Source organism: Pseudomonas sp. TH32 (assembly GCF_016650855.1).
Classification (GTDB): domain Bacteria; phylum Pseudomonadota; class Gammaproteobacteria; order Pseudomonadales; family Pseudomonadaceae; genus Aquipseudomonas.
The window spans coordinates 4,257,454-4,270,028 of record NZ_JAEKFA010000002.1; the positions used below are offsets into that span (position 1 = coordinate 4,257,454).

At 62.0% G+C, this 12,575-nt stretch carries 11 protein-coding genes; 5 read left to right on the forward strand and 6 right to left on the reverse strand.

Annotated elements, in window-relative coordinates; translation table 11 throughout:
• Window positions 1-19: 19 nt before the first annotated feature.
• Entirely contained in the window at window positions 20-541 is a 522-nt protein-coding gene (locus JFV30_RS23170) for a fimbrial protein (RefSeq protein WP_201125284.1), read from the reverse strand.
• A gap of 530 nt (window positions 542-1,071) precedes the next feature.
• Here JFV30_RS23170 and JFV30_RS23175 point away from each other — a divergent pair.
• Together JFV30_RS23175 and JFV30_RS23180 are read left to right on the forward strand one after the other, a co-directional pair.
• Entirely contained in the window at window positions 1,072-1,635 is a 564-nt protein-coding gene (locus JFV30_RS23175) for a PadR family transcriptional regulator (protein ID WP_201125285.1), read from the forward strand.
• Window positions 1,632-2,405 (forward strand): siderophore-interacting protein, encoded by a 774-nt coding sequence (locus JFV30_RS23180; protein ID WP_010170287.1) that lies wholly within the window; start codon window positions 1,632-1,634, stop codon window positions 2,403-2,405. The genes JFV30_RS23175 and JFV30_RS23180 overlap by 4 nt, the downstream gene beginning before the upstream one ends.
• Before the next feature lie 3 nt (window positions 2,406-2,408).
• Here the strand turns inward: JFV30_RS23180 and JFV30_RS23185 are convergent, their stop codons facing one another.
• Complete coding sequence (locus JFV30_RS23185; protein WP_201125286.1) at window positions 2,409-3,035, reverse strand: Pr6Pr family membrane protein; 627 nt, start codon at window positions 3,033-3,035, stop codon at window positions 2,409-2,411.
• A 1-nt stretch (window position 3,036) separates the two neighbouring features.
• A complete protein-coding gene (locus JFV30_RS23190) occupies window positions 3,037-3,273 on the reverse strand; it encodes a VF530 family protein (protein ID WP_201125287.1) in 237 nt (78 codons plus the stop codon).
• 375 nt (window positions 3,274-3,648) lie between these two features.
• Here JFV30_RS23190 and JFV30_RS23195 point away from each other — a divergent pair, with 375 nt between their 5' ends.
• On the forward strand, window positions 3,649-5,667 hold the full coding sequence (locus tag JFV30_RS23195) for a TonB-dependent receptor (RefSeq protein ID WP_201125288.1): 2,019 nt from the start codon (window positions 3,649-3,651) through the stop codon (window positions 5,665-5,667).
• A 149-nt stretch (window positions 5,668-5,816) separates the two neighbouring features.
• Here JFV30_RS23195 and JFV30_RS23200 read toward each other — a convergent pair whose 3' ends face one another.
• The 3 genes from JFV30_RS23200 to JFV30_RS23210 all read right to left on the reverse strand — a co-directional run bounded on the left by JFV30_RS23200 (window position 5,817) and on the right by JFV30_RS23210 (window position 10,742).
• A complete protein-coding gene (locus tag JFV30_RS23200; protein ID WP_201125289.1) occupies window positions 5,817-7,841 on the reverse strand; it encodes a c-type cytochrome in 2,025 nt (674 codons plus the stop codon).
• 286 nt (window positions 7,842-8,127) lie between these two features.
• Window positions 8,128-9,735 carry a 5-guanidino-2-oxopentanoate decarboxylase gene (locus JFV30_RS23205; RefSeq protein ID WP_201125290.1) on the reverse strand — a complete coding sequence of 536 codons (1,608 nt, stop codon included), beginning with the start codon at window positions 9,733-9,735 and terminating at the stop codon, window positions 8,128-8,130.
• A 116-nt stretch (window positions 9,736-9,851) separates the two neighbouring features.
• Complete coding sequence (locus tag JFV30_RS23210) at window positions 9,852-10,742, reverse strand: LysR substrate-binding domain-containing protein (RefSeq protein WP_010170300.1); 891 nt, start codon at window positions 10,740-10,742, stop codon at window positions 9,852-9,854.
• Between the two features lie 215 nt (window positions 10,743-10,957).
• Here JFV30_RS23210 and JFV30_RS23215 point away from each other — a divergent pair, with 215 nt between their 5' ends.
• Together JFV30_RS23215 and JFV30_RS23220 are read left to right on the forward strand one after the other, a co-directional pair.
• Window positions 10,958-11,752 (forward strand): ABC transporter ATP-binding protein, encoded by a 795-nt coding sequence (locus JFV30_RS23215; RefSeq protein ID WP_010170302.1) that lies wholly within the window; start codon window positions 10,958-10,960, stop codon window positions 11,750-11,752.
• 46 nt (window positions 11,753-11,798) lie between these two features.
• Window positions 11,799-12,572: a transporter substrate-binding domain-containing protein gene (locus JFV30_RS23220; protein WP_010170304.1), complete on the forward strand. Its 774-nt coding sequence runs from the start codon at window positions 11,799-11,801 to the stop codon at window positions 12,570-12,572.
• Window positions 12,573-12,575 lie beyond the last annotated feature (3 nt).

A 12,575-nucleotide genomic window follows, 5' to 3' on the forward strand; every position in this document is an offset into this window, starting at 1 on the left:
GAAGTGGCGGGGGAAAAACTTACTGATAAGCCAAGGTGAAATTCGTGACCCCGCTGAACACACCGGGAACGATTGCGCCGGTGGCCTGGCCTTGTACGAAGGCACCGAACTCCAGCGTGTTACTACCCTCGGAAATGACTTGCGGGGTCGTAGGGGTGCCCAGCACGACAGGTCGGCCGCCGTGGGTCATCATGATGCCGATGCCGCCCGCGTCACCGACAGTGCCGAGCGCGCCAGGAACAATGCTCGACGGCGCGCCAGTGAAGGCAGTGGTCACCGTCTTATCGGTGAGGCTGGACAGATCGCAGCCTTCAAGCTCAATGTAAAAGCTCCGGGCTGTCGACTTGCCGCCAGATTCCAGCTGATGCTTTGCGATCGCACCGAGGGGAACGCTCTGATCTACGGATTCAGGTTTGATAGAGCAAGCACCCGAGTGCACAGACCCCAAAAACGTAACCGTTCCATCCGCAGCATTGGCAACAGAGATCGAACCTGCCAGCAGGCCGAGAGTTAACAGCGCAGTTTTCACTTTAGAATTCATTTGCAGACGCTCACATAATATTAAATATCACAACGGTATCCTGTCGCAGTTGCACGCAGGACTTGTTAAGCGTTTAACGCTTTCCAGAAAGCCATTTGAAGTATTGGTTTTTCCAACTACTTGCATTGCATTTCTGTCACTCGTTCGACGCCGGGCAATTATCCATGGCGATATTTAATAAAAAAGCCGTCCGATTCGCTGACGTGTGTAGCTTTGTCATACCAAGACACATAGGAAAATTATGGCACTTTGCCAAAACTAAAAAATAGTCTGTAAGAACTAGACTACATGCAATTTAATGAGAATTATTTGTAAGCGGGAAGTCTGTAAGAATAGGATTACACCTTATAAAAAACAATAGTCATTACTTATAAAAACCAACTAACGGGTTGAGGAATAGGCCGACTGAATCGGCTTCGGGAGGGAGGCGAGCAAACGTTCAGGTGGGATGACCGTTCGTCTGGTCAGGTTGCTCGCTCGTAAAGATATATCTTAAGTTGTATCTAAACCAAGAGAGAGAGCACCTGGATATGAGAGACCATCATACCCACCGCGAGGGCCGCGACGGCTTCGAGAAACGCCCGGGCCGCGAACGCGGCGGCCGCGGCCCGCGGGTATTCGCCCCCGGCGACCTGAAACTGCTGCTGTTGGCGCTGATCGCCGAACAGCCATGCCACGGCTACGACCTGATCCGCCAGATCGAAGGCCTGTTCGACGGCGCCTACAGCCCCAGCCCCGGCGTGATCTACCCGACCCTGACCTTCCTTGAAGAAAGCGAAATGATCAGCGGCGACGCCGAAGGCGGAAAAAAACGCTACACAATCACCGACGCCGGACGTCTTTCCTTAAGTGAGCAAGCAATTGCCCTGGAAGGCGTGCGCATGCGTATCGACGTCAGCAAGCGCTCCCTGCGTGGCCATGACCGCCCGCCGGAAATTCACGAGGCGGTGCACAACCTGCGCCATGCCTTGCAGCTTCACCACGGACGCTGGAGCCCGGAAGAAATCGTCCGGGTTGCCGCCCTGCTCAACACCACGGCCCAGGCCATCGTCGACGGTCCGGCTGTTCAACCTGTACCGGAGCAAGCCCAATGACTGAACCGAATAAACTCGAAATCCACCGCGTCATGCACGAGATCAAACGCCGCCGCCTGGAAGTACTGAAGGTGGTGGATATCACCCCGCGCATGCGCCGTATCACCGTTGGCGGGCCGCAACTGGCCGGGTTTGTGAGCCTGGGTGCCGACGACCATATCAAGCTGCTGTTCCCGCAGAACGCCGCCGAGCAAGCGGCGCTGGACGACCCGAACTTCAGCCTCCAGGGCGACGGCCCTGCACCCGCCATGCGCGACTACACGCCACGGCGTTTTGACCTGGAGATTGGCGAACTGGAGATCGATTTCGTGCTGCACGGCGATGGCCCTGCGTCCACCTGGGCCGAACAGGCCAAGGTCGGCCAGCACCTGCATATCGGTGGGCCACGGGGTTCGCTGATCGTGCCGGATATCTTCGACAGCTACCTGCTGATCGGCGATGAAACCGCCATCCCGGCCATCGCCCGGCGCGCCGAGGAATTACCGGCGGGGCGCAAGGTATTGGCGGTCATCGAGATCGAAAATACGGCGGAACAGCAGCCGCTGCACAGCGCTGCCGAGGTTGAAGTGATCTGGGTGGTACGTGGCCAGGACGACCTGCTTGAAACGGTGAAAAATCTCACTTTGCCGGGCGGTTCGCTGTACAGCTTTGTCGCCACCGAGGCCAAACTGTCGCGCCAGGTACGGCGGGTGTTGCTGGATCAGCACAAGGTGAATGAGGCGTCCCTCAAGGCCGTGGGCTACTGGCGCGCCGACGCCAGCGAGGAATAGAACTCAGCGGTGGCGGCTGGCAAGCCTGTCCAGCCCCACCACTGCCAGCGCCACCAGCACGAACCCCGCCAGAATCCCCCCGGCATTGATAAACACCTGTGGATAACCCAACGTGTCCACGTCAATGAACGGGTACTGATACAGCCCCCACACATACCCGCGCAACAGCGCATACGCGAAGTACACCACCGGGTAGATCACCCACAGCCCGATGTGCTTGAGCCGCAGGCTGCCCTTGGGTACGCAGCACCACCAATACACCACAAACACCAACGGCATCACGTCGTGCAGCAACTCGTCCGCCACAAACTGCAGGCCTGCAGGCGCCCACATATGCCGCAGCAACAGGCTGTAGGCGAGGCTGACCAGCACAATGCTCACGGCGATGCCGCTGCTGACCACCGGCCCGAGGAAAAACCGCCTCGCTGCCGTTGGCCGTTGCACCCAGGCATGGGTCAACACCACCGCCACCAGGGTGTTGGTGAGCACGGTGAAGAAGCTGAAAAAATTCACCAGGCCCGGCAACAGGCTCGCGCCATCAACCCAGCGAAAATAGAAAATGATGTACTGCTGCAGCGCCAGGCCAGCCCAACCGCCGAGAGCTGCCAGGCCGATAAGGTGACGTTTCACCTCAATCCTCGACCGGCCGCTTGGTGCGCATCAGCTTCACGTACAAACCCTCGACCTTCTCCCGCGCCCACGGCGTCTTGCGCAGGAACGACAGGCTCGACTTGATGCTCGGGTCACTGGAAAAACAGCGAATGTTGATGCGCTCGGCCAGGCCTTCCCATTGGTAATGCGCCACCAGTACGGTGAGGACCTGTTCCAGGGTGACGCCGTGCAGTGGGTCTTTGTTTGTCGCGGTCATGCCGGGCCTTTTGCAGAAAAGAAGAAAACCAAGCCGCGCACCTTAGCGGACGGGCCGGGCCGGTGGAAGCACCGCTTTAACTGTAGACGCATTCGATCGTTCCCACGCTCTGCGTGGGAATGCCGAATTGGACGCTCTGCGTCCTGCGGTCGACGCGATTTATTGCCCTGCGCAATGGTGACGCAGAGCGTCACGGGATGCATTCCCACGCAGAGCGTGGGAACGATCAGAGTGGGAATGATCGAGCAGGTTTTCGGGAAAGTTCCCCTTGGCAGGGAAAAAAGTGATGTTATATTGTAACGATAACTATCAAGGGGTATCGAATCCCTTACCGTTTTCAGCCTTCTCTTTTTGCCGTTTGCCAAGGAACGACCGATGTCCCTCTCTTCTCTCTGGCGCCTCACCCCGCTGGCCGCCGCCCTGTTGATCACCTCCCAGGCCAATGCCCTGGAGTTGCAACCCCAAGTCATCACCGGCAACCCGCTGGGCAGCGAAACCCTCGCCTCGCCCACCACCGTGCTGGAAGGCGAAGACCTGACCCTGCAACAAAAAGGCAGCCTGGGTGAAACCCTGAACAAGCAACCCGGCGTGTCATCCTCGTACTTCGGCCCGGGTGCCAGCCGGCCGATCATTCGTGGCCAGGACGGCGACCGCATTCGCATCCTGCGCAACGGCGTCGGCGCGCTGGACGCTTCGTCGCTGTCCTATGACCACGCGGTGCCGCTGGACCCGGTCAACGTCGACCGCATCGAAATCGTGCGCGGCCCGGCCGCCCTGCTGTATGGCGGCAGCGCCATCGGTGGCGTGGTGAACACCTTCGACAACCGCATCCCCACCGAGGCCATTGAGGGTATTCACGGTGCCGGTGAATTGCGCTACGGCGGCGCCGACACCACCCGCAGCAGCGCCGGCAAACTGGAGGCCGGCAACGGCAGCTTCGCCTTGCACCTGGACGCCAACGCGCGGAAATTCAACGACCTGAAAATCCCCGGTTTTGCCCGCAGCCGCCATGCGCCGGAAAGCGAAGACGGTGAAGGCAAGAACGGTCGCCTGGGCAACAGCAACGGGCGTCAGGACGGCGGTTCGGTCGGCGGTTCCTACACGTGGGACGACGGTTACGCCGGGCTGTCCTACAGCAACTACGACAGCAACTACGGCTCCCCGGCCGAGCAGGATGTGCGCATCCGCATGAAGCAGGATCACTACGCCTTCGCGTCCGAGATCCGTAACCTGCAAGGGCCGTTCACCTCGGTCAAACTCGACGCCGGTTATACCGACTACAAGCACATGGAAATCGAAGGCGGCGAGACCGGCACCACCTTCAAGAACAAGGGCTACGAAGCCCGCGTGGAAGCCCGGCACTTGCCGATCGGGCCGTTCAACGGTGTGGTGGGCGCGCAAGTCAGCCGCAATGAATTCTCGGCCCTGGGTGAAGAAGCCTTCGTGCCGCAGACCGACACCAATGCCGGCGCGCTGTTTATCCTCGAAGAAATGCAGGCCACCGAGCGCCTCAAGCTAAGCCTCGGCGGGCGCCTGGAACACACCAACGTCGACCCGGACGGCAAAGGCAACGCGCGCTTCGCCAATGCCAACAAATCCGCCGACTTCACCGCCGGCAGCCTGTCGTCCGGCGCGGTGTACACCCTGACGCCAATCTGGTCGCTGGCTGCCACCCTCGGCTACACCGAACGTGCCCCGACCTTCTACGAGCTGTATGCCAACGGCGCCCACGTCGCCACCGGCACCTATGAACTGGGCGACGCCAACCTGTCGAAGGAAAAAGCCGTGTCCAGCGACCTGGCACTGCGCTTTGACAACGGCACCCACAAGGGCAGCTTCGGAGTGTTCTACAGCCACTTCTCCAACTACATCGGCCTGCTGGGCAGCGGTCGTACCCTGAACGACGAAGGCGAGGAAGACGCCGGCGGCATCCCCGAGTACAAATACTCCGGCGTGCGTGCGCGTTTCGCAGGGTTTGAAGCCCAGGACCACATCAAGCTGGGAGAAGGTGCCTACGGCAAGTTCGCGCTGGAGCTGTCGGGCGACTACACCCGTGCGACCAACCTGGACACGGGTGAAGCGTTGCCCCGGATTGCGCCGTTGCGTTTGAACAGCGGTTTGTTGTGGGAACTGGATCGCTGGCAGGCGCGGATCGATGTCGAGCACGCAGCAGGTCAAGGCCGGGTACCGGATAACGAAAGCGGCACCGACGGCTACACCACCCTGGGCGCCAGCGCCGGCTACCGCTTCAATGTGGGCGGCAGCCAGTGGCTGGCGTTTGTCAACGGCGAGAACCTGACGAACCAGACCGTGCGCTATGCCAGCTCGATCCTGCGGGACATCGCCCCGGCACCGGGCCGGAGTGTGCAGGTCGGTCTGCGTACCACCTTTTAAAAGCTGATTGAAACCTCTGTGGCGAGGGAGCTTGCTCCCGCTGGAGTGCGTAGCGCTCCCACTATTTTGGGGCCGCTGCGCAGCCCAGCGGGAGCAAGCTCCCTCGCCACAATAAGCACCTTTGCTACAGTCCCGGTGTTAACGCTTAACTAGTACCGCGCATCCACCGGCTTACCGCCCTTAGGCCAGTCCTTCACCTTGTCCGGAAAGTCCGGGCGAGGTTGCTGGGAGAAGTACGCCGCCACATCCACCGCCTCCTGATCCGACAAACCACCCTGCCCCAACGGGAATTTCTCGTGGAACCCGATCGGCATGTTGCGCTTGACGAACGCCGCCGCCGTGTACAGCCGCGCCATCCCCGCCCCGATATTGAACGACTGCTCGCCCCACAGCGGCGGGTACACCCGTTCGCCATCCGCCCGTGTCAAACTCTGGCCATTGTCGCCATGGCACACCGCGCACTGCTTGGCGTACACCTGCTTGCCATTCTCCATGTCCGGCTTGATCGCCGGGTCGACCTTGCCTACCCCACGCCCCGCCACTTTGTCTTGCGGTTTAGTGTTGTTTTTCATCCAGTCGAAGTACGCCACCATCGCCTGCATATCCGCCGATTCCGGGGGCAACGGCGTGCCATTCATCGAGCGCCGGAAGCAGCCGTTGATCCGCTCTTGCAGGCTCACCACCTTGCCCGCGCGCGGCGCATAGCCGGGGAAAAACGCCGAGACGCCCACAAACGGCGAACCGTCGGCCACGGTGCCTGCGTTGAGATGGCAACTGGTGCAGTTCAGCGCATTGCCAACGTTGTTCGGCAGCAGCTCCTTGGTCTGCAAGTGCAGGCGCATGCCACGCACCACTTGATCGGCATTCGGCGCCGCCAGCAATTCAGCCAGGCGCGGGGTTTCGAACGCGGAAGAATCGGTGGTGATCGGGTTGAGTTGCCCGCGCATTTTCTTCACCTGGGCAGCCGTGATGGGCGTGCCTTCGTTGCCCCAACTGCTGCGCACAAAGCTGAGGATTTCAGCGATTTCCTGGTCCGCCAGCCGGGCAAACCCAGGCATGGTGTAGACCCGTGGATGGGTTGCCGTTTCAGCGGTTTCCCAGCCGGTAAGCGTGATATGCAGCAGTGACGTCGGGTTGTTCGAAGCAACGCCCGGGTTGCCCGCCAGCCTCGGGAACAAGCCCTTTACCCCGCCGCCGTCGCTGCGGTGGCAGTCACTGCAAAACTGCATGTAGCCCAGGCCGCCACGGCTGGTAAACAGGTCCTTGGGCGGCGCGGCAGGCTCGTGGGCCACGGCGGGCATCGGCAGGTCGTCCTTGCCCGGCGGCAGGGATTTCAAATAGGTCGCGATAGCCGTCAAGTCGGCGTCGGTGAAATGCTGGGTGCTGTGATGAATCACATCCGCCATGTTGCCGGAGACCGTGGCAAAGCGGTTCTGCCCGGTCTTGAGCAATTGCACGGTGTCGTCCACGGTCCATAGGTTGCGCAGGCTCAACGCACGCCAATGCTCCACAGTCTCCCCGGCCAGGTAATGCTGGCCGCTGCGGCCGGCATCGCTCATGGCCTTTTCCTGGAACGCGATGCCGCGCGGTGTGTGGCAGGAACCGCAATGCCCCAGGCCCTGGACCAGATACGCGCCACGGTTCACCACCTCATCCCTGGCCGGGTCCGGCGCAAACGGCTGCTTGTCCAGGAACGCAAAATTCCACAACGCCAGGCCCCAGCGCTGGTTGAACGGGAAACCCATCTCGGCCTCCAGGTTCGGTTTGTTCACCGCCTCCACGCCCTGCATCAGGTAGGCGAACAGGGCGCGCATGTCACCTTCGCTCATCTTTGCGTAGGACGGATACGGCATCGCCGGGTACAGGTTCTGCCCCGCCGGCGTCACGCCTTCACGCATCACCCGGTCGAACTGCTCGAAGCTGTACTGGCCGATGCCGGTGTCGCGATCGGGGGTGATGTTGCTCGAATAAATCGTGCCCATCGGCGTGCTCAGTTCCAGCCCGCCGGCCATTGGCGCGCCCTGTTTGGCGGTATGGCAGGCGATGCAGTCGCCCAGTTGGGCAACGTATTTGCCCTGTTCGATCAGCGTGGGGTCGGCTTCGTTGGCGTGCAGGGGAAGAGACAGACACAGCATCACCCCCACAAGGCCCAGACGTGACAGGGGAAAAATCATCGCACTATTCCTTTAATAACCCGGGCCTGGGGTGGTCCCCTCGACGCAGGTCTGCAATCGTTTTTATTGGGTCATCAGGCGGATAACCGGGGCATGGTCAGCCCCAGCTTCGTTGTAGCGGATTTTTTGTGCGCGGCCCTTGATGTGGGTCAGGGCCAGGAGGGATCACACACCTGTGGGAGCCGGGCTTGCCCGCGATGCAGACGACTCGGTACATCAGTAACACCGAGGTGACGCCATCGCAGGCAAGCCAGCTCCCACAGTTGATCTGCGGTGTTTCAGAGGATCAGGCGTTTTTCAGGTAGCGGGCGGCGTCGAGTTCGATCATCACCGGCTGGCGGGTGCCGGCCAGCTCCTGCAGCAAGGAGTGCAAGGCCTGTGGGGTATCCACCGCGTGATGGGCGATATGGAAACTGCGGGCCATGGCAGCAAAGTCCGGGGTCATGATGTCGACCCCCAGCGGCGGTATTTCCCGCGCTTCCATGTAGTCGCGAATCTCGCCGTAGCACTGGTTGTTCCACAGCACCATGATCACGCCCACATCGGCCTCGCGGGCGGCGATCAGTTCGGCGCAGGAGAACTGCATGCCGCCGTCGCCCACCAGCGCCACCACCGGGCGTTCGGGCCTGGCCAGTTTCGCGCCGATGGCCGCCGGCAAGCCGTAGCCGAGGGTGCCGTAGCCGGTGCCGGCGTTGAACCAGCTGTTGGCGGCCGGCGCCTGGTAACCCACCGCGCCCTGGTACACCGGCTGGGTTGAATCGCCGACGATCAACGGGTCCACCAGGCTGTCGCGCAGCAGGTCGAGCAAGCCTTGCAGGCCCTGTTGCTTGGCAGTCCAGCTGTCGCGCTCGATCCGGTTGACCCGTTGTACGCCATCCTGCGCCCAACTGCCGGACGAGGCTTGCGGGGCGACCTGTTCCAGCAGCGCCTGCAAGCCTTCGCGGGCATCGCCCACCAGGCCGACATGGGCCCGTTGCACGCCCATGACTTGCATCGGGTCGATGTCCAGGCGAATCAGCGGCGCCTTGAATTTCAGCGGGCCGAGGCCGAAGAAATCGTAGTCGGTTTCTCCCAGTTCGGTGCCCACCGCGAGGATCACATCGGCCTCGTCAAACAGCGAACGGCCATGACGGGATGACTGCACGCCGTCCAGCAACAGCGGGTGATTCATCGGCAGCAAGCCACGGGCATTGGTGGTCAGCGCCACCGGTGCCTGGAGGCGCTCGGCGAGTTGTTGCAACACCGGGGCGCAGTCCCGGGCACCGCCACCGGCGAGGATCAACGGGCGGCGTGCTTCGTCGAGCAACCGCAGGGCGGCGGCCAGCGAGGCCGGTGCCGGAGCCGGCGCGCCGGGCAAGCTGCGGGGCATCAGGTTGAGGTCGACAGCGGGCATGTCCAGCACGTCCAGCGGGATTTCCAGGTGCACCGGGCGCGGGCGTGCACATTTGAAAACCGCAAAGGCCCGGGCGAGGATTTCCGGGAGTTGCGCCGGGGATTGCAGGGTGTGGCTGAAGGCGCACACGCCGGCGACCATCGCGCGCTGGTCCGGCAGTTCGTGCAGGTGGCCATGGCCCAGGCGCAGGTGTTCGCGGCGGTTGGTGGTGGAAATCACCAGCATCGGGATCGAGTCGGCGTAGGCCTGGCCCATGGCGGTGAGGATGTTGGTCATGCCCGGGCCGGTGATGATGAAACACACGCCGGGCTTGCCGCTGGCCCGGGCGTAACCGTCAGCCATGAAGCCGGCGCCCTGCTCATGGCGCGGGCTGATATGGCGCAGGCGGCTGCCGTGCAGGCCACGGTAGAGCTCAACGGTGTGCACGCCGGGAATGCCGAAGACGGTGTCTACGCCATACCCTTCCAGCAGGCGCACCAGTGACTGGGCACAGGTGGTCATTGCTCACTCCTTTTTTATTGTTCTGTGTCGATGTGCGGGACCATAGGGCGCGCAAGGAGGCGCAACAATCGAAAAATTTCACCACCACTGCCGAAAAAAATTCACAGGTCACGCCCTCAACTGAGTAAACCGCTGCCCAACTGCAACTTCACCCACTCCCCAAACGCCTGCACCACCGGGCGCTCGACCTTCTGGTGATCGGCCACCAGGTAATACCCGCGATTGGACTCGATCTCGGTCTCGAACGGCCGCACCAGCCAGCCCTTGGCCAATGCCTCGCCGCTGATCAGGTTGTCGCCCATGGCAATCCCCTGGCTGGCAATGCACGCCGACTGCACAAAATGCGCATCGGCAAACACGATGCCGCGCTGCACATCCACATTCGGCGCCCCCGCGGCAGCCAGCCACACGCGCCAGTCGGAGTAGTCGATCATGTGCAGCAACGGCGCGCCCACCAGGTTTTCCGGGGTCTTGAGCCCGCCCATGGTGTTGACCAGGCGCGGGCTGCACACCGGGAAATAACGCAACGACACAATCTTCTGCACATGCTGGTTCGGCCAGTCGCCCATGCCGTAGGCCACGAACAGGTCGGCGTTCTGGTCGCTGGTGTCGTCTGGCGTACGAGGGGAAATCAGGTGCAATTCCACCTGTGGGTACAGCGCCTGGAAATCCGCGATGTGGGTGCACAACCAATACGTCGCAAACCCCGCCGGGCTGCTGATGCACAGGCGCCCGCTGACCTGCTGGCCGTCAAAGCGCTGCCCGGCTTCGAGGATATTCGCCAGCAGCAGGTGGATGTCCCGGGCATAGCGCTCGCCCTGCCAGGTGATGCGAATGCTGCGCCCGGTGCGCTCGGTCAGGGCAAAACCCAACGTCTGCTCCAGGCTCTTGATCTGGTGGCTGATGGCGCTGGGGGTCAGGTTCAGCTCGGTGGCAGCGTCCGACACGCTGCCCAGCCGAGCCACCGCGTCCAGCGCCCGCAAGGCGGTCATGGAGGGGTAGCGCATAGGTCTTCACCGGCGGGTATTTTTGCGCACCATAGCCGTTATCCACCGCCAGACATAGCCACAGCACCGGGAAGTTTTCAGCAGGACAGTTGAATTAAATTTCAAGGTCGGGCGAAAAATCCTCGATTGACCTCAAAGGGCCAGTAGCTATTCTCGACCTCCATCACGGCGCACCCGTGAGGCCGCTTACCTTACAAAAACAAGAGGGATAACCCTTGCACGCGCAGCCCAATTCCGTCACCCCGGTGGTCGCCATCGACGCTCTGCACAAGAGCTACGCCGCACACCACGTTCTCAAAGGCATCTCCCTGCGCGCCAACGAAGGCGAAGTGGTGTCGCTGATCGGTTCCAGCGGCTCGGGCAAAAGCACCCTGCTGCGCTGCATCAACCTGCTGGAAATCCCGTGCAGCGGCAGCCTGCGCATCAACGGCGAAGAGGTGCGACTGAAAAAAGACCGCGCCGGCAACCCGCGAATCGCTGACCCCGACCAGGTGGCACGGCTGCGTACCCAGCTGTCGATGGTGTTCCAGAGTTTCAACCTGTGGCCCCACCGCACCGTGCTGGAAAACGTCATCGAAGCGCCGGTGTACGTGCTCGGCGAAGACCGCAAGGACGCCATCGCCCACGGCGAACACCTGCTGGAAAAAGTCGGCCTGGCGGACAAGCGCGATGCCTTCCCCGCCTTTCTCTCCGGCGGCCAGCAACAGCGCGTGGCCATCGCCCGCGCCCTGGCCATGCGCCCCCGGGTGCTGCTGATGGATGAACCCACCTCGGCCCTCGACCCGGAGCTGGTGGGCGAAGTGCTCAAGGTCATCCAGGGCATCGCCGAAGAAGGTCGCACCATGATCCTCGTCACCCACGAAATGGCCTTCGCCCGCGATGTGTCGAGCAAGGTGATGTTCCTGCACCAGGGCTTGGTAGAAGAAGAAGGCACGCCACAAAAAGTCTTCCAGAATCCTGATAGCGAGCGCTGCCGCCAGTTCGTCATGGCCCAGGACAATCGCGTTTGATCGCTCCAACACTGCCCCCCAAAAACAACTCAAACAGGGTAATCCCATGCAAAAGCTGATCAAGACTCTCACCGCCGGCTGCCTGTTCGCGCTCGCCGCCCACAGCGCCGTGGCCGCCGAAAAAATCGTCTTCGGTATCGCCCTGGAACCTTACCCGCCGTTCTCCGAGAAAGCCGGCAATGGCGCCTGGAGCGGTTTCGAGCCGGAGCTGATCAAGGCCTTGTGCGAGCGCCTGCAAGCCCAGTGCCCGCTCAAGGAAGTGTCCTGGGACGGGCTGATCCCGGCGCTGACCTCCAAGCAGATCGACGTGATCCTCAACTCCATGAGCATCACCGAAGAACGTGAAAAGGTCGTCGACTTCACCGCGCCGTACTATCAGACGCCGGCCATGTGGGTGGCCGATGCCAGCCTGGACCTGACCACTACCCCCGAAGGCCTCAAAGGCAAAGTCATCGGCGTACAAGGCTCGACCTCCAACGCCACCTACCTCAAGGCCTACTACGCCAAGGGCTCGACCCTGCGTTACTACACCACCCAGGACGACATGACCGCCGACCTGCAAAGCGGGCGCATCGACGTGATGCTGGCCGACGCGCTGACCATCGAGCCGCTGCTCAAATCCTCCGGCGGCAGCGGCCTGGCCGACAAGGGCCTGGCGCCGAAAGACCCGCTGTTCGGTTCGGGCATCGGTGCGGCGGTGCGCAAGGGTGACGACGCCCTCAAGCAGCAACTCAACAGCGCGCTGGCAGCGATGAAGGCCGACGGCACCTACGACAAAATCCGCAGCCGCTACTTCAGCGTCGACATCTCTGCGCAGTAACAC